Origin of the sequence: Rhizobium sp. S96, assembly GCF_030382195.1 — a bacterium.
Classification (GTDB): domain Bacteria; phylum Pseudomonadota; class Alphaproteobacteria; order Rhizobiales; family Rhizobiaceae; genus Rhizobium.
Genome location: NZ_JAUDRY010000006.1, coordinates 444,481 through 462,118, shown reverse-complemented (window position 1 = coordinate 462,118; position 17,638 = coordinate 444,481). Strand labels below are relative to the sequence as shown.

Sequence of the window (17,638 nt, the reverse complement as noted above, 5' to 3'; positions counted from 1 at the left end):
CGGGATGCTGGCGCTGGATGCGGCCACTCTCGGGACTTCGCCTGACGTTGTCAACTCGCCACTTCGGCGACGTCGAAACTGTCACCGGGCAATTCTGGGCGGAACTGCGAGAGGGTCGGCGGAGCGCGCAGAATTAACAAAATGTTAATATTAACAGTGTCTTAACGGCGAATTATTTCGCCTCATGCTGGAACAATTCGATGTGCGGGTCGTTTCTCGCTGACAATACCTTGTCTGATACGGACATTCTCAAGTCGATGGAAACAAGGGACGTCTCATGGATAACAGTGTCACGCGTAATCCAACCAACATGATCGAAACCACGCATCGGGTGCTGATCGTTGAAGACGAACCACTGATTGCACTTGATCTCGAGGCAACAGTAGAGGCGTTGGGGCTGGAAGTGGCCGGACTTGCCGCCGGCAGGGAGCAGGCGTTACAGCTGGCGCCCGTCGCTGACATCGCTTTCGTCGATGTCAATCTGGCGGACGGACCGACCGGCCCAGATATTGGCCGAAGCCTCATTGAAGACTACGGCGTCACCGTCGTCTTCATGACCGGCAATCCCGAAGCGGTCATCCATCGATTGAATGGGGCGCTCGGTGTCGTGACCAAGCCGGTCATGCCATCGATTGTGGAACAGTCGCTGAGGCGCGCCATGGAAGCCCGCAGCGGCCTAGTATAGCGCCAGGCCGCACAGGGACTGTGGTCGTCCCTACAATCAGTCAGATAACGCCGCTGAGCAGGCCAACGCCTGCAACGGCGGCAAGTCCGCTGGCCGTGCGAACCGCGATCATGCCATGGCGATCGCCAATCCGCGCAACGATGAAGCCAAGCGCAATGCCGGCGATGTGGAGGACCGCAGTCGCCAACATGAAGCCGATGGCATAGGCGATGCCGCCTGCTGCTGCAGGCATCTCCGCGCCATGCGCGTGGCCATGGAAAACCGCAAACAATCCGACTATCCCGGCTGCGATGGCAACCGGGGCCCGGATGCCGAGCGCAATCACGGCGCCAAGGACGATCACGGAAAGGGCAATGCCGGCTTCAACGAAGGGAAGGCCGACGCCGGCCATGCCGAGTGCGCCGCCGGCGGCCATCACCAGGACGAAGGTGGCAGGCACGAGCCAAAGGGCGCGGCCGCCAAGCTGGCAGGCAATGATGCCAACCATGATCATCGCCAGGACGTGATCGAGGCCAGACAGCGGATGGCTGAAACCATGGAAGAAGCCGGTCGTGCCACCAACGCCGGTATGGGCAAAGGCCAGCGAGGGAGCAAGGACGAGAGCCGCCAGCGCGGCATTGAATTTAATAGGTTTTGAAAACATGTGTGCCCCTTATCTATTTGCAGAATGTTGCCGGGAAAAATGCCACGGCGGCATGCTTCGATAAAGTAAAAAAGAGAGTGCCACCGTCATTTGACGTATATGCGGCAGGGCGTCATTGCCTGCTTCAGGTGGGCTGTAGCGTGCCGAACCAGGCGACCAGCGCGACGACGCAAAAGCTAAGGAAGATTTCGGCTCGCGTTGCCCAAGCGAGTGCCGTCAGCGATCGGCCACGCCCGAGCCGTGGGACGAAGACATATCGGTTGGCCAAGGCAAGGGCGATCATCAAGGCGACCAAGACCAGCTTGATGCAGAGCAGGCGCTGGTAGTCCAACGACCAGTCTAGCGGAAATCCGCCGACGATCAGGAATGTATTGGCGACGCCCGACAGCAGGACCAGCGCCACGGCGACATGGCCTGCTGTCGAGAACCGCATCAATGCGACGCGGGCATCGCGCTGACGTTGCTCGTCATTGAGACCATGCAAGATGACAAGTACCGGCGCCAGCGCGCCGATCCAGGCCCCGGCCGCGAGCAGATGGACGGCATCGTTCAGGCGATGGACGGTTCGCAACCAGCCGCCGTTCATGGCCGCATGGCCGCTGATCGTCAGTCCGGCAAGCAGGAGGCCGGCGCACAGAGCGCGACCGCCAAGGCGGTATCGTGCCGGAGAAGCGAACATGACGATTAGAAGCAGCGCAGTGAGCGTAGCCTGGATAATCCACGCCTGGCCAATGCTGGTCTCCAGCAGGGTGGATTGCAGCAGTTCGGGTGACAGCGCATCCGGCCAGCCCTCGCCGATCGTTGCCGTGCGCACGGGAATGAGCACAGCGGTGGTTGCTGCCAAGAGGACGACCGCAACCCTGATCGGGGTGCCAAGCCGCCGATCCGTCCACCGCGCCAGTTCCGCCGGCACAAGGGCCGACAGATAGGCCGACGCGCCCCACAGGAACAGGGCGGCGCCGTCGAAGAGAAAACGGCAGAGGATCAGGGCGACGTCGGGTTTCACGGCTTGACGTTGAAGCTGTAGCTGCCGCTTGTCTTATGGCCATCCGTCGACAGAACATGCCACTCGACGGTGTATGTTCCTGCGGGAAGCGCGGCGGAAACGGGAACGACCAGCTTCTTGCCGCTGTCCGTCAGCTTGGCATTGCCGGTCTTTGCTTCCGCCTTGTCTGCACCGATGATCTTTATCCCGGAAAACTTGAGATTGAGCTCTTCGGAAAAGTGAAGATCGATCTCGGTTGGGGAGGTCGCAACTGTCGCTCCATCGGTCGGGACGCTGGCGGAAAGTTGGGCATGCGCCGTGGCCTGTCCTGACATGAGGAGGGCCGCTGCAAACGAGGTGGCGAGAAACCAATGAGATTTCGACATGTGAATACTTCTCTCTGTCTTTTCGAATTGAACGGGGGCGATGGAATTTACTGCGGCTTGGACATATCCATGGTGCCCATGTCGGAATGTGCGCTGGTAGCGCCTGAGTTGGCACCGCCGGCACTGCCGACTGCGAACTCGACATCGACAGAACCGGCCTTTTCGAAGGTCAGCGTCGCCTTGACCATTTCGCCTTCCTTGAAGGGCTGGGCCACATCCATGAACATGATGTGGTAGCCGCCCGGCTTCAGCTCGACGGTCTGGCCGGCAGGAATGACGAGGCCGCCTGCCACCGGGCGCATCGTCATGACACCGTTGTTCACGCTCATCTGGTGGACCTCAGCCGACTGTGCCCGCTCTGTCGTGATGCTGAGCAACTTGTCGTCAGTGGTCCCTGTGTTGGTCAGCTTCAGATATCCGCCGCCAACCTTGGCGCCGGGCACCATGGCGCGGGCGTGGGGGTGGCCGATTTCGATGTCGCCGATCTTGAAGCCGTGCGCATTGGCGAAGGTGGCAAGCAGGCCCGCAAAGAGGATGCCTGCGAGAAGAGTTGCGAGCTTTTTCATAGTGGTGTTCCCTGAAAGGCAATTTTTATGAAATGGGACGAGCGCAGGCGCGACGCGACGGCGCGTTGAGAGGCGTCTCGGCCTCGTGGAAAACAGTTCATGGATCTGATCCGTAGCGAGCCGCCGACGAAACCGCGGCAGCTATCGACAAAAGGCACGACGACCGCGGTCGGAATGCCGGTTCACGCAGATGCGGAATCGTGTGGAGGTGCTCGGGGGCCCTTGCTCGGCGCAAAAAGCCGTCTTTCGAAAGCGGCCGCCGCATAGGGAGCTTGGACAACCCCTTCCAGCCGAAGTCGCTCATTGCCGATGTCGGCAGGCGTGGGAAGCAGCACCGACGCGCCGATGCGGCAAGCCTCGCAGCCCGGCGCATGCATCTTGTGGTGTGTCTGAGTATCGACCGCCTTTTCGGCGATGCACAGGATGGGAAGCGTTCCGTCCGGCAGGACATATTCCGCAAATTCGGCGGCGGCAAAGGCCGGCGCACTAAAGCCCGGCGCCTTGTGCGCAAAACCAACGAATAGCAGCGCGATGACGCAGGTCATGCGCACCAGCCACTGAACGATCGTCGCGTTTCTAGCCTTCACCGGGTTCCCGCCCATTTCCGATGAATGCGGTTCTACGGAAATTTCGGGCAGATCTCAATGCGGCATCATGCGCCTGCTCGACAAATCATTCACATGACAGCGGCAAAGAGGTGGCCGGCGACCTTGGAGATCATCAATCCCGCCGCATAGCCGACTGGCCATACAAGGAGGACACCGATTTCGAACATCAAGTTGTTCAGCTTGTGGCGCATGTTGAAGAACAGGATGAGTGGCACGGTCGGCAGCGTATAGAGGGCGATTGCCCACAGGGCCCCCTGGAAATCGAAAAGCCAGTAGCAGAGCGGCACCACCGTGAACAGCAGCCCAGCCTTGACACAGTTGAGGATGCCGACGTTGCGTGGCTCGCCGACTGCGATGTAGACCGACGTCATGATCCCAAACCGCGCCATGAGCAGGCTGAACGACAGGATCTGCAGCATCGATCCAGCCGCCGCATATCGATGATCGTAAAGGATATCGATGATCGTCTGTCCGCAGCCAAAGAGCAGTCCGGCGCAGCCGATGTAGAAGATGTCGAAAGGCGCTCGCAGTCGAAGATAGGCGCTGCGCAGCCGCTCGGGCCTTTCTCGTGCGATCTTGCTCAGGGTAGGCGTGCCGACTGCCCCGTATAGGCGTCCACCGATACCCTCGATCATTCCCACGAGATTGAGGGCAAGGCCATAGAGACCGAATGTCGTCGAGCTTGCCCAGTTGCCGAGTAGGATGCGGTCGCCATTGGCCGAAAACACGGTGAAGAAGGACGAGAACATGATCCAGCGGCCAAACAGGAAGATTTCTCGTGCATCTTCGCGATTCATCCGGAAACTGTTCCGAGGGCCGGGAATCCAGGTGTGGCTAAGAATAGCTCCGAGGAGCGAGGAGACCAGGCTGGAAATGACGACGGCCCAAACGGATTGGGTAAGCCATGCGAGCACCACCGCAGTCACGATGCCGACTGCCTGGCAGATCAATTCGATCTTCGTCAGTCGGCTGAGGCCGAGATTGCGCTGATGCGAGATGTAGTTGGTCGACTGGAAGCCCGATATGGCGAAACCCAGCCCCGAGCCAATGATGATCAGGGGCAATTGCGGGTTTGCATATACTGAATGCGCCGCGACCCAGCCTCGCGATGCTATATAGCCGATGCCGAAACCGATCAGGATGCTGACGAACCAAATCAGGAAGCCCCTTACGATCTGGATGGTCCAAGCGGTGTCGAGAAATCGCTGAAGCTCGCCTTTGGGACTGCGAATAACGGCCTGGTGAAGACCTATGTCTGACAGGAGCGCGACAAGCACTGATACCATGGTGGCAACGGCGGCGAGACCAAACAGATCAGGTGCGAGCACACGCGTCAGAAGCAGATTGCCGGCAATGCGGAGTACCTGACCGGCGGCATATCCCCCCATCGACCAACTGGCAGCGGTCAGCACCAGTTTGCGAATACCGACCCCATTCGTGGTCGGTGGCGGTGCCGCGGCGTCCTCAGCGTCAGACGACTCTGGCTGGCGCCTTACGCGATAGATAGGTATCGCCTGCTCAAGGGCCCGTGCCAGTCGGGCTGTTATGGCCAGCGTCATTGACGTGATCCGTGCTTTAAAAAGTAGGACGTGCGCGAACCCGCATTCGGGTTCGTTTCGCTTGGTGTATTCCGGTCCGGAGCTCCGGCCTGGCCCCTGGTGAACTCAGCAAGCCGGCGGGCATGATGACAGGTCATGCCGACACGGCCTGCCGGCGCCACCGCGACGGAACACTCGCACGAGCGGGTGTTGCCTCGCCCACGCTTTTTGATTGTGGCCCGCTATCGCAGTTCAGCGCCTTGCGCATCCAGGCCGAGAGCACGCTCGCGTTCGGTTGCAGCACCATGTTGTTGTGGTCACCAGGCACCTCGACGATCGTCAGGTCCGCGAGGAGCGGTGACCAGCCGTTGTCGGGCAGGATGATGTCACGATTTTCAAGCAGGTGGCGTCCTCCGCTCAGATGATAAAAGGCTGCAGGCTTGGGCCTGAGCAAGGTGACTTGTCCTGCGTACGGATGCAACTGGTAACGACGCAAAGCTCCACGGAAGGCAACTTCGATCCTCTCGTTGTTGAAGTGATCGGCCTGCCCCTGTTCATGAATGACTTCATTCCCGCGTCGCTTTTTCCTGCCCACCTCCACGTGGTCACCTATCCATTTTCTCAGGTAGGCGCTCTTGTGGCGCTGCAGGTCCTGAAATTTCATCATCAGTCGGTCCTGGAACGACAGCCTAGGCTGGGTCGGCAACGGCGTGTCGATCATCACAAGCTTGGCAACTTCCTGACCATCAGCCTGGAGTTGGCGAGCAATTTCGTAGGCGGCGATGCCGCCGCCGGAATATCCGGCCAGAAGATAAGGGCCCTCCGGCTGGACAGTGCGTATTTCGGCTATGTAGTCGCGTGCCATCTCTTCGAACGTTTCGTGAGGTTGCTGGTCACCGTAGAGGCCGCGGGCCTGCAAGCCATAGACCGGACGATCCTGACCTAAAGCCAATGCCAGATGCCGAAGATTGAGGACGTTTCCGAACATGCCGGCGCAGATGAAGACGGGACGGCTGCTTCGAGATTTTCCGTCCGACATCAATACCAGGTGCGTCGCCTTGAAAGGTGTATCGCCCTGGCCACCCTCTGCTGTCACCTGGTCAGATGGACTGACCTGATCCTGAATGAGTGCTGCGCATTTGGAAATGGTTGGCGCTTCGAATAGTGCGGAGATCGGGAAATCGACGGCAAAGTCTTTCTTGATCATGCGGAACAGTCGCACGGCAATAAGAGAGTGGCCGCCTAGGTCGAAGAAATTGTCGTGAATGCCGACTTTGGAGACGCCAAGCAACGTCTTCCAGTAATCGGCAATCGCGGTCTCGACCGGATTGCGTGGCTCGACAAATTCGGTGTCGAGATCGGGTCGCTCAAATCCGTCGTCAGTTCTCGGCGGCTCCTCGACGGCTGCTTCAGCCGCAAACTTGCGCAGTGCCTCCAGATCCATCGAGCTGATGATGGGTTGTGTTTGGCCAGTCGCAAGTGCGCGAAGCAGAGCGTCGAATCCCTCTTGCGGGCGAATCCCGTTTTGAACCTGCCTGGCGAAGCGGATCTGTGCAGGCGAGGACGGCTCGGTGGTGTGGGCCTCCACTGATGATGGCTCGGAGACTGCCGGCATCTGGTTGAGGCTGAGATCGTCGTTCAGCTGTTTCATGACAAACCGGCTGATGTCCAGCACGACGGTGCCGTCGGCATCTGTGATCCTTATGTCGAAGGCCGCGTAACCTTCGCCGAACTCCGAACTGTCGACCAGCCTTGCCCAACTGACGATCCGGCTCGGCAGCGGCCCGTAAACCGTCAGCGATCCGTATTCGACCGGTGCCCAGAGCACGGATTGAGATCCGTATGCGTCCGCAAGTCCGATCGCAAAACCGGTTGCGATATCGAGGAGCGCCGGGTGAGCAGTGAAGCCGTCTTCGAGGTCCTGCTTCCCTTCCGCGTTCAATTCGAGTTCGGCGATCGCCTCTGCGTCGCCGATTGCGATGGACTTGAGCACGCTCCAGCGGGGGCCAAATCGGATATGGTCTTCCTGCGCCGTGCGTAGAGTCTGTTCCGCTTCCGCCTGGCGCCGCTGCGGGCACCGCGCCTCGATAGACGGAATATCCAGCCGCCCGATGCTCGCAGGATCTCGCGATCCGAAGCTCCCTTCGGCATGTTCTTCAAAGGAGGAGACGCGTTCTCCGGTTGACACGGCCGACTGTAGGATAACGCGATAGCCCCAACCGGCTGGTTCAAGCCGTGCGCGGACGATGCGGGGTTTCCCTACCGAGACCGTCAATGGCCGCACGAATTGGACGTCATCAAGCGCCAGCGGCTGCTCGAAGCCATATTCGCGCGCCGCCTGCAGCATCATCTCCACAAAACCGGTACCGGGCATGACTGGCTGGCCGGAAACCAGTCGGTGTTCGTTCAGCATCCAGTGGTCGTCGTTGAGCGTGGTTTCGAGCCACGGAGTACCGTCTTCGTCCTCGACCCATCGTTGGAACAACGGGCCACTGGCGGAACCTGACAAAGCCTCGACGTCGCTGCGTCGTTTTGTGGCCGTTGCCCGTGCAGCCAGGCCGACATCTGCCCATACGCCCCAGTGAACAGCGATGGTCTTCCGGTCCTTCCTGGAAGCGCAGCTCTCCGCGAAGGCGTTCAGGTAGGCGTTGGCCGCCACATAATCCGCCTGACCTGCGGGCGCGGTGTCCGTGCTGGTCGATGAAAACAGGATGAGGAAGTCGAGCGGTACATCGGCCAATGCCTCGTTCAGCACCGCGGTTCCCAAAGTTTTTGGCGCGAGAACCCGCTCGATGCTGTCTTCGGTCTTTAGCTGCATGAGGTCGTCATCGACGACACCTGCCGTGTGGAACACGCCGTCAATACTACCAAACTGCGCACGTGCGCTGGATACGGCATCCCTTATCGCCTGTGGGTTGCTGACATCCGCGACAAGATAGAGCACGGCGGTGCCGAGCTCTTCAAGCTTGCGTATTGCCGAGATCGCCCGGCGAACGGCGTCATGCCCATGGAGCCTTTCATAGGCAATCCACTCGTCGCGTGCTGGCAGTTCTGTGCGGCCGATGAGAACGAGTTTGGCGCCATAGCGCTTAGCCAGTTGCTGTGCCGTATCAAGTGCAAGTTCACCAAGACCACCGGTGAACATGTAGACGCCACCCTGTTTCAGCATCGCCTGATCGCCCGATAGGTCGTTCAGGGGCAGCCTTTCGTAGGTGCGGGTCCACCTACGCCCGTTGCGGTAGGCAACAGTCTCGGAGGAGGGCGCGGCGAGGATATCTTCCCACAGCTGCTGGTGGAGCTCGTCGAAACTCGTGTCTGGAGCCATTGCTTTCGTACCCGACGAAAACAGCGATGCCAGTGGTTTTGCCTTCGGCGAAACGGTAGGGAGAACCACGTCGACCAGCCGGACGATTGATCCTGCCATTTCTTTTGGCAAGACCAGGGATGGACCAAGCACGGTGCTTTTTTCGGGATAGGGCACGGCCTCGTCGAACACCCGCTGCATGCCGTTCGTCGCCACGATCAAATTGAGCTTCGACACGTCACCGCTGTCGCCGATGGCCTGGGCGAGATGGAGAACGCTGTAGAAACCGCATTCCTGGTTTCGGTGGAAGAAGTTCGACCCTGGACGGAAGGTCTCTTTGCTCGTGACAAGCCACATGTGCAAGATGTCAGAGGGAAGGGCGCCGTCCGTTGTGAGAGACTGAAGCAGCGCCGCATAGCCGGGTTTTCCGAGCTCCGGGCACAGGATGTAGTCGTCTTCGCTCCGTCGCAGGAAGGTGTCGCCATTGGACACGGTGACGACACGATGACCGGCCGCGCGCAGCCGCGCGACAAGGCCCTGGCTTACGCCGGCTTCATCGACGAAGACCAGCCAGGTCCGGCTGCGCTGTTCGGCGCCGAGCGTGTAGTCGGCAAGCGATTGCTTCCAGCTGGGCTTGTATCCCCAGTCCTCGATGTTGACCTGCTTGGCGGGTACGTCGTCCACCACAGGTGCTGAACTGGTCTCGACGCGATCGAGGAAGTATCTCTGCTGCTGGAACGCGTAGGTCGGGATCGTGACACGCCGCGGGTTTTTTCCTTCCCACAGCCGATCGATGCTGACCGGAAGGCCGGTTGCCCACGCACGACCGATCGCGGCCAGAACATGAAGATTGTCATCAAACGTGTCTTCGACGTGGGGCAGACTGTTGATCACCCGGTTCGGCTCGATGCCGCCTTGCTGCTTCAAAAGCGAGGAGAGCGTCTTGCCGGGACCGACATCGATGTAGATGCGTCTGGGCGTCTGGGCCAGAACAGAGGCTCCCTCCGAGAACAGGACGGTTGAACGCAGATGGTTGACCCAGTAGTCGGGATCGGTGGCCTCCGCTGCCGTCAGCCAGTTGCCGCTCCGATTGGATATGATGGGGATCAACGGAGTGCGCAGCGTGATTGTCTGCAGGAAACTGCGGAACCGCGGAAGGATCGCATCAAGCATTCTCGAATGGGCGGCGATGTCGATCGGAACGCGCTTGGCATCGATCCCGCGTGCGCCAAGCGCCTTCTCGAAAGCGTCGAGATCATTGTTGCGTCCGGAGACGACACACAGCTCCGGCGCATTGATGGATGCGATATCAAGCTCCGGCGGCAAGATCTCCTTGAGAGCCTGAGGCGCAATCGAGACGCTCAGCATGCCGCCCGGCTCGACCGTGTCGAAGAGTTCGCCACGTAGGCGGACGAGCGCGACGGCGTCCTGGAAGCTCATTACGCCGGAAATGCAGGCTGCCGCGTTTTCGCCCATAGAATGGCCGATGAGCGCGGTAGGCCGGATACCCCAGCGCATCCACAAACGCGCCATTGCGACTTCGAGAATGAGGATGGCGGGCAGTTGCACCGATGGACGCAGGAAGCGGGCGCTGGCCGCCGCAAAATCTTGAGGTGAGGCAAACCAGATCGAGCGGATTTCGTCGGCCGCATCCCTCGGCAAATAGGATAATCCCTCGTCGACCGACGCACGAAACTGGGCGTCGGTCCTGTAAAGATTGGCGCCCATGCCGGGATGCTGGATTCCGCCGCCTGGAAAGACGAATGTGGCCTCCGGCCGGTCAGCGACTGGCGTGTGCACGAAGGCTCGGGTGGAGTCGATCTTTGAGAGGGCCGCCAGTGCGTCATCCCTGCCCGACACGGCAAGCACAAGCCTGTGCTCGAAGTGCGTTCGTCCGTTGAGCAACGTATAGGCGGTATCCGAAAGCGACAGGTGCGGATTCTCGCCAATTGCGTGGGATAGTTTCTGCGCAGCCCGCGCCAAACCCTTCTTCTGGCGCGAGGAAAGCAGAAGAAGCAGGGGCTCCTCGCTGGTATTGTTGTTGGCGCGGCGTGTTTCGGGTGGTGCCTCCTGCAGGATTGCGTGGGCATTGGTGCCACCGACGCCAAGGGAGTTCACCGCTGCCCTGCGCGGGCCGCCTTCTGATGGCCATCGTACCAGGCGGTCAGCAACCAAAAATGGCGTGTTGCCGATATCGAGCGCCTCATTGGGTTCCTCGAAGCCTACGGTCGGCGGGATTTCTCCGTGTTTCAGCGCCAATGATGCCTTGATCAAGCCGACGACGCCGGCTGCAGTATCGAGATGCCCGATGTTCGACTTGACCGAACCGATGCGGCAATAGCCGTTGCGGGCGCTGGTTTGCCTGAAGGCCTCCGTCAGCGCCCTTATTTCAATCGGGTCGCCGAGCGGCGTCCCGGTGCCGTGGCATTCTACATAGCCGATCGAGTCGGCCGATACGCCTGCCAGCCCCTGTGCTTCGATGATCGCTTCCGCCTGGCCGGTTACGCTCGGCGCCAGATAGCTGGCCTTGCTTGCGCCATCGTTGTTGACCGCAGTTCCCTTGATGATCGCATGAATAATATCGCCGTCGCGGATTGCATCGGATGCACGGCGCAGCGCTACGACGCCAACGCCGCTACCGAAAACAGTGCCGGCGGCGCGATGGTCGAACGGCCTGCAGTGGCCATCCGGCGACAGTATTTCGCCAGGCTGGAAGATGTAGCCGCGACGATGGGGAAATTCGATGGTCACGCCGCCGGCAAGGGCCATGTCGCATTCGCCGCTGAGCAGGCTCTGGCATGCGTAGTGCACCGCGACCAGAGAGGTCGAGCAGGCCGTCTGGATGTTGACACTGGGGCCATGAAGGTTGAGCGCAAACGATGTGCGCGTAGCGAGGAAATCCTTGTCGTTGCCGGTATGGCGCAGCAGGAACATGCCGACCTGATCGACCAGCTGCTTGTTGCTGCAGACATTGAAGTAGAAGTAGCTGCCCATCCCGCTGCCGGCAAAGACCCCGACCGGGCCGTCGCTGCTATCAGGCGTAATCCCGGCATCTTCCATCGCTTCCCATGCACACTCGAGAAAGTGGCGGTGCTGCGGGTCCATGATGGCAGCTTCTTTGGGGCTCATCCCAAAGAATTCGGCATCGAACATCTCCATGTCGGGAAGGTCAGCAGTTCGCCTGACGTAATTTGGATGGTGTAGCTTCGCGGCTGGTTCTCCCGATGATTTCAGTTCCTCATCGGAAATATCTCGAACAGATTCAACGCCGTTGCGAATGTTAGACCAGAATTCGCCAATGTTGCGAGCGCCGGGCACTCTAAGTGCCATGCCAACAATTGCGATATCGTTGCTGCCGACTTCTTCAGATTTATCTAACATCCCGAACTCTATTTAAACGATATACATCGAAATGCTTTGGTGTTGCTTACCAAGACTTGAGTGTTGGCGCAATCACCATATCCCATTGTGCTCGCGCGGGCAGACAAGCTCAATTACGCCTTTAGGGTATGCCCTTAGATATTCTATGCAAATTAAGACTAAATTGCCTTGTTGATTTATTGCGTGCAGGATTGAAGTATAACAATGATAGTATTGCCGCCGGCCGAAAGCCGCGGCGTTCATTTTTGGCGCATTTTGTAGATGTGTGTGCAGCGGAAGTGAGGGATCATGGCCAATTTCAAGTGCGTTTTAGTTGGAGATGGATTTCTTCTTGCGCAATGCGCGGAGATGTTGAGGGACGGAGGACATGAACTCCTTGCCGTCGTGACTGCCAGCGAGCCCGTGCGGAGATGGGCTGCCGAAAGGGACGTCCCAGTTTTCGCCCATGACGCATCCTATGCATCCCACCTCGCGGGTCTCGACTATGACTGGCTCTTCAGCATCGTCAACCTGAGGCTGGTACCGGACGCAGTCTGGCGTGGCGCCAAGCGCGGCGCCGTCAATTTCCATGACGGACCGCTGCCCACCTATGCCGGATTGAATACCCCCTCCTGGGCGCTGATGGCTGGAGAAAGGCAATACGGTATCACTTGGCATGAAATCACCTCGGGTATCGACGAAGGCGCGATCTATGCTGAGGCGCTCTTCGACGTGGCAGAGGAGGAGACGGCACTGACGCTGAACGCGAAGTGCTTCGAAGCCGGGATGAGCGCATTTGCCACCATGCTTTCGGACGTCGAGCGCGGTTCTCTGGTCCCCGTGCCCCAGGAGTTTTTGAGCCGACGCTATTTCAGCCGTGATCAGCGACCCGCAGCGGCGGGAACCATTTCCTTCCGGCGACCGGTCGAGGAGATTTCCTGTCTGGTGCGTGCGTTGAATTTTGGCAGCGACCGGGCGAATGCGCTGGTCAAGCCGAAGCTCAGAGTGGGCCGTCAACTGTTCCATGTTGCAGATATCGCCAAGCACGACGAGCCCGTCTTTGCAGAGCCGGGAACAGTCCTGTCGGCGGCTATGGGCAGTTTGGTCGCGGCTGCGCCGGATGGAGCCGTGCGCGTCGATCTTGAACATCGTGACTTCGATCTTTCCACTGTCGTACGCCCGGGTGAGCGGTTGCCAGAGTTCGACGACGACGCGGCTCATGCACTGGATGCGATGGTGGCCGAGGCTGCTCGTCATGAGGCCTGGCATCGCCGTGCGTTGGCCAACGTCGTGGACGTCGACCTTCCTGATATCGGCGGGTATCTGTCATCGCGCCCGGCCCGCGTCAACAGCATCGAACTGCCGCTGCCAGCAGCGTCAGACAGTGACAAAGTCGCCATGATTGCTGCATTCATCGGCAGGCTTTCGAAGCGGGACGCTTTGAGCATCGCCTATGCCGACGAAGAGGTCCGCGCGCCCAATCGGCGCTTTCCCGGCTATTTCGCCGAGGCCGTACCGCTGACGGTAGCGGCAAAACGCGAAATGCAGACCGCGGTCTTTGCCGAAGAGACACAGCAAGCGCTTGGGCAGCTGGTGAAGCGGGGCGCTTACCTTGGCGACCTGGTCGACCGCTCGCCTGAAGTGTCCGAGCCGCGCCTGACCTTTGGAATTGCCGTGGGCGAGGATGCCCGCGCAAGTGTGATCGAGGGATGCGCCGTTACGTTTGTGCTCGGCGAGCGGGTACAGGTGGCTTACGACGAAAACCGGGTCACCAGTGACTTCATCAAGCAACTCTGTGAAAGGCTTGCGGCCTTTGGCGCGGCGTTCGCGGAAAAATCGGGAACATTGGGCGAATTGCCCTTGATGTCCGCCGGCGAGCGCAAGCGGGTGCTGTTTGACTGGAACGAGACTGCGCTCGACTATGAGCGTCATCTTTGCGTACACCAGTTGATCGAAAGACAAGTGGGGCTGACACCGGATGCCGAGGCGTTGGCATATCGAGATCAGTCGCTGACTTACGCGCAAATGAACGGTTGGGCCAACCGGATTGCGCAGGTTCTGTCCCGCGAGGGCGTTGGGCCGGATGCTCTGGTCGGCTTGCATCTGCCCCGTTCGCTCGAACTCGTCGTCGCCGCACTCGCCGTCCACAAGGCCGGCGGCGCTTATGTCCCGCTCGACCCGGACTTTCCGGCCGAGCGGCTGGCCTTCATGGCAAAGGACAGCAAGGTCAGATTGGTCATTGCCAAACGCGGCATGGTAACCTCGGGCCTTGGCGATGTGCGCGTCGTCTTCGTGGACGATATCGCTGCTGGCGATCCGTCGGTCGAGAGCATTGAAAGCGCCGCTCGTCCCGAAAATCTCGCCTATGTCATCTACACCTCGGGTTCGACCGGTAATCCCAAAGGCGTGATGGTCGAGCATCGCAACGTCGTCAATTTCTTCGCCGGCATGGATGAACGCATTGGCCGGCGCGCCGACCGCCAGAATGTCTGGCTTGCCGTGACCAGCCTTTCTTTCGATATTTCGGTTCTCGAGCTTTTCTGGACCCTGTCGCGCGGTTTCAAGGTCGTGATCCACGCAAGCGCGGTCGCCAAGAACAAGACGCCGTCGCGGCGCCCGACGGGCAAGGTGCTGGATTTCGGCCTGTTCTACTGGGGCAACGACAACGGAACCCATGCCGGAAAGTATAACCTTCTGCTGGAAGGGGCAAAGTTCGCCGATCAGAACGATTTTCAGGCGGTCTGGACGCCGGAGCGTCATTTCCATGCCTTTGGGGGACCCTATCCGAACCCGGCTGTCACGGGTGCTGCCGTAGCGGCTGTCACAAAGAATGTGTCGATCCGCGCCGGCAGTTGCGTTCTGCCGTTGCATCACCCTCTGCGCGTCGCCGAGGAATGGGCGGTGGTCGACAACATCAGCAATGGACGCGTGGCGGTCGCCTTTGCCTCCGGTTGGATGCCGGAAGACTTCGTGCTGCGGCCGGAGAATGCGCCGCCGCGCAACAAGGCGAGCCTCGTCACCGAGATCGAAACGGTCCGTAAGCTCTGGCGCGGCGAAAGCGTCGAGTACAGCTTCGGTTCGGGAACAGCCAGTGTCGTCACGCAGCCGCGGCCTGTTCAAAAGGAGCTGCCGATCTGGCTGACGACGGCGGGCAATCCTGAAAGCTACAGGGAAGCGGCGCGCACGGGGGCCAATGTGCTGACACACCTTCTTGGGCAATCGATCGAAGAGCTTGCGGAAAAGATTGCGATCTATCGGCAGACTCTTGTCGAAACGGGGCGCAACCCCGACGACTACAAGGTCACCCTGATGTTGCACACCTTGCTCGGCGAAGACCGCGACGAGGTACGCAATCTCGCGCGCGGTCCGATGAAGGAATATCTGAAGAGCGCCGCAGCACTGATCAAGCAATATGCCTGGGCTTTCCCGGCGTTCAAGAAGCCGCAGGGCCTGTCGGCTCCGTCCGATATCGATCTGCAGTCGCTTTCACCGGACGAGCTTGATGCCATCCTCGAATTCGCATTCCTGCGGTATTTCGAAGATAGTGGTCTGTTCGGAACGCTCGAGGATGCCCACGCTCGGCTCAGCGAGGTCGCGGGCATCGGCGTAGACGAAATCGCCTGCCTGATCGACTTCGGCGTCAGCGACAAGGTCATCCTCGATCGCCTGGAACCGCTGGCGCAATTGGTACGTGAAGCCCGTACGGTCACCGCCAACAAACCTGCCACCGAGCTCGGATTTGCGGGCGAAGTCAGCCGCCATGGGGTCACGCACTTCCAGTGCACGCCGTCGATGGCCCGCATGTTCCTGATCTCGGAGGAAGACCGCGCCGCGTTCGTCGATCTAGAGCAGATCTTCATCGGCGGAGAGGCTTTGCATGGATCGCTGCTGGACGATATGCGGCGCGTCGCCAGCGCGCCCGTGACAAACATGTATGGCCCGACGGAAACGACGATCTGGTCGGCAACCCGCGTCGCACAACCGACCGCCGGGATCGTGCCGCTGGGCGAACCGATCGCCAACACGCAGCTCTATGTCCTCGATGAGCACTTCGAACCTGTTCCGTGCGGCGCCGATGGCGAACTGTACATCGGCGGGGACGGCGTGACGCGCGGCTACCTGAACAGGCCGGAACTGACCGATGAACGGTTCCTTGCGAACCCATTCCATGAAGGGCGGATGTATCGCACCGGCGACATGGTGCGCATGACGCCGGCACGCGAATTGCTGTTTCTCGGTCGCGCCGACCACCAGGTCAAGGTGCGCGGTTACCGCATCGAGCTCGGCGAGATCGAGGCGAGGGCGAATGCGTTCCCCGGCGTGGAGGAAACGGTCGTTCTGGCACGGGAGGATCAGCCGGGCGATACCAGGATCGTCGCTTATGTCCGCACAAGCGCTGTTCTAGATGAAACGAAGCTGACCGAGCATCTGTCAAAGACGCTGCCGGACTACATGGTGCCAAGCCATATCGTACGAATGGATGCGTTTCCGCTGACGCCGAACGCCAAGGTCGATCGTGGCCGATTGCCGGCGCCGGGCGCCGGTGGAGACCGCGTCGTTGCGGCAGAGTTTGTAGCTCCTGCCGACGGCCTGCAGCGCTCGATTGCCGAGGCCTTCAAACGCGTGCTGGGCGTCGAGAGGGTGGGTCTTGCCGACAATTTCTTTGCCCTCGGCGGCCACTCGCTTCTGGCCGTGCAGGTCCATCGCGATCTGAAGGCGGTCGTCGCGCCCGATCTGTCTATCACCGATCTCTTCCGTTTCCCGACCGTCGGGCAACTCGCGGACTTCATCGCCGATCGCGGAGCGAGCGAGAAGCACCTGGCCAAGGTCGCCGATCGCGCCGCCATGCGGAGAAACGCGATGGGGGATCGGCGCCGGGAATTTCAGCGTAGCTAGCGGGCGGTGATGAAGCTGTTCGAAGGTCTTTTTGACGGTTCCGTGGCGACGGCGGAGACGCTTCTCGATGGCGAATGCCCGCCTTTGCTGCCTGAGGAGGCGGTTGCCGTGCGCGGTGCCGTCGCTGGCCGCCAGCGAGAGTTCGCCTTTGGTCGCTTCTGTGCCCGTGTTGCGATGTCGCGGATTGGACAGCAGGCACTTGCGGTTCCCATGGGGTCAGATCGTGCCCCGATATGGCCGGCAGGGTTGGTTGGAAGCATCACCCATTCAAGGACACATTGCGCAGCCGCGGTTGCCGCGACGTCTGATGGCGTTCTCTCGATCGGCATCGACCTCGAGGAGGCGACGCCACTGGAGCTTGATCTGGAAGTTGAGATCTGTACTGCATCCGAGCGCCGCTGGCTCGCGGCCAAGCCAGACGTGGAGCGCGGGCTGTACCTGAAAGCAATCTTCTGTGCCAAGGAAAGCGCTTACAAGTGCCAGTATCCTGTCAGCCGGCAGCTGATCGGCTTCGATGCAATCGGAATTGAGCTTGACGTCGATAGCGGGACATTTGCCGCGACATTCGAGCAGGATGTCCTGCCCTATCGCGCCGGCGAGCGATTGTCGGGCCGCATCCGGTTTGCCGTCGGCCATATCGCAACGGCGGTCGTGGTGTAACACGCGC

At 60.2% G+C, this 17,638-nt stretch carries 10 protein-coding genes; 3 read left to right on the top strand and 7 right to left on the bottom strand.

All coding sequences use genetic code 11. The annotated features are described in order from the left end of the window. The first annotated feature begins 277 nt into the window (after positions 1–277). Positions 278–685 carry a response regulator gene (locus tag QTL94_RS09770; protein ID WP_065692872.1) on the top strand — a complete coding sequence of 136 codons (408 nt, stop codon included), beginning with the start codon at positions 278–280 and terminating at the stop codon, positions 683–685. Positions 686–725: 40 nt separating this feature from the next. Here QTL94_RS09770 and QTL94_RS09765 read toward each other — a convergent pair whose 3' ends face one another. The 7 genes from QTL94_RS09765 to QTL94_RS09735 form a co-directional block, all read right to left on the bottom strand. Then, on the bottom strand, positions 726–1,328 hold the full coding sequence (locus tag QTL94_RS09765) for a HupE/UreJ family protein (protein ID WP_289801386.1): 603 nt from the start codon (positions 1,326–1,328) through the stop codon (positions 726–728). A gap of 124 nt (positions 1,329–1,452) precedes the next feature. Then, the gene (gene copD / locus QTL94_RS09760) at positions 1,453–2,334 is read right to left on the bottom strand and encodes a copper homeostasis membrane protein CopD (protein WP_289801385.1); all 882 of its coding nucleotides are present in this window, start codon (positions 2,332–2,334) and stop codon (positions 1,453–1,455) included. Next, entirely contained in the window at positions 2,331–2,699 is a 369-nt protein-coding gene (copC, locus tag QTL94_RS09755) for a copper homeostasis periplasmic binding protein CopC (RefSeq protein ID WP_289801384.1), read from the bottom strand. The genes copD and copC overlap by 4 nt, the downstream gene beginning before the upstream one ends. Positions 2,700–2,746: 47 nt before the next feature. Beyond that, positions 2,747–3,265, bottom strand: a complete 519-nt coding sequence (locus tag QTL94_RS09750) for a copper chaperone PCu(A)C (protein ID WP_065692876.1) — start codon at positions 3,263–3,265, stop codon at positions 2,747–2,749. Between the two features lie 182 nt (positions 3,266–3,447). Continuing rightward, on the bottom strand, positions 3,448–3,852 hold the full coding sequence (locus QTL94_RS09745) for a hypothetical protein (RefSeq protein ID WP_289801383.1): 405 nt from the start codon (positions 3,850–3,852) through the stop codon (positions 3,448–3,450). An 89-nt stretch (positions 3,853–3,941) separates the two neighbouring features. Continuing rightward, complete coding sequence (locus QTL94_RS09740) at positions 3,942–5,432, bottom strand: oligosaccharide flippase family protein (protein WP_289801382.1); 1,491 nt, start codon at positions 5,430–5,432, stop codon at positions 3,942–3,944. Between the two features lie 133 nt (positions 5,433–5,565). Next, positions 5,566–12,096, bottom strand: coding sequence for a type I polyketide synthase (locus QTL94_RS09735; protein ID WP_289801381.1), 6,531 nt, complete (start codon positions 12,094–12,096; stop codon positions 5,566–5,568). A 348-nt stretch (positions 12,097–12,444) separates the two neighbouring features. Here QTL94_RS09735 and QTL94_RS09730 point away from each other — a divergent pair, with 348 nt between their 5' ends. Further along, positions 12,445–16,971: a MupA/Atu3671 family FMN-dependent luciferase-like monooxygenase gene (locus QTL94_RS09730; protein WP_289801380.1), complete on the top strand. Its 4,527-nt coding sequence runs from the start codon at positions 12,445–12,447 to the stop codon at positions 16,969–16,971. 9 nt (positions 16,972–16,980) lie between these two features. After that, positions 16,981–17,631 (top strand): 4'-phosphopantetheinyl transferase family protein, encoded by a 651-nt coding sequence (locus QTL94_RS09725; protein ID WP_289801379.1) that lies wholly within the window; start codon positions 16,981–16,983, stop codon positions 17,629–17,631. The last annotated feature ends 7 nt before the right edge of the window (positions 17,632–17,638 follow it).

What these genes read in the sequence shown, in the direction of transcription:
- QTL94_RS09770 (WP_065692872.1), top strand. Translation starts at nt 278, where the DNA reads ATGGATAACAGTGTCACGCGTAATCCAACCAACATGATCGAAACCACG.
- QTL94_RS09765 (WP_289801386.1), bottom strand. Translation starts at nt 1,328, where the DNA reads ATGTTTTCAAAACCTATTAAATTCAATGCCGCGCTGGCGGCTCTCGTC.
- copC (WP_289801384.1), bottom strand. Translation starts at nt 2,699, where the DNA reads ATGTCGAAATCTCATTGGTTTCTCGCCACCTCGTTTGCAGCGGCCCTC.
- QTL94_RS09750 (WP_065692876.1), bottom strand. Translation starts at nt 3,265, where the DNA reads ATGAAAAAGCTCGCAACTCTTCTCGCAGGCATCCTCTTTGCGGGCCTG.
- QTL94_RS09740 (WP_289801382.1), bottom strand. Translation starts at nt 5,432, where the DNA reads ATGACGCTGGCCATAACAGCCCGACTGGCACGGGCCCTTGAGCAGGCG.
- QTL94_RS09735 (WP_289801381.1), bottom strand. Translation starts at nt 12,096, where the DNA reads ATGTTAGATAAATCTGAAGAAGTCGGCAGCAACGATATCGCAATTGTT.
- QTL94_RS09730 (WP_289801380.1), top strand. Translation starts at nt 12,445, where the DNA reads ATGTTGAGGGACGGAGGACATGAACTCCTTGCCGTCGTGACTGCCAGC.
- QTL94_RS09725 (WP_289801379.1), top strand. Translation starts at nt 16,981, where the DNA reads ATGAAGCTGTTCGAAGGTCTTTTTGACGGTTCCGTGGCGACGGCGGAG.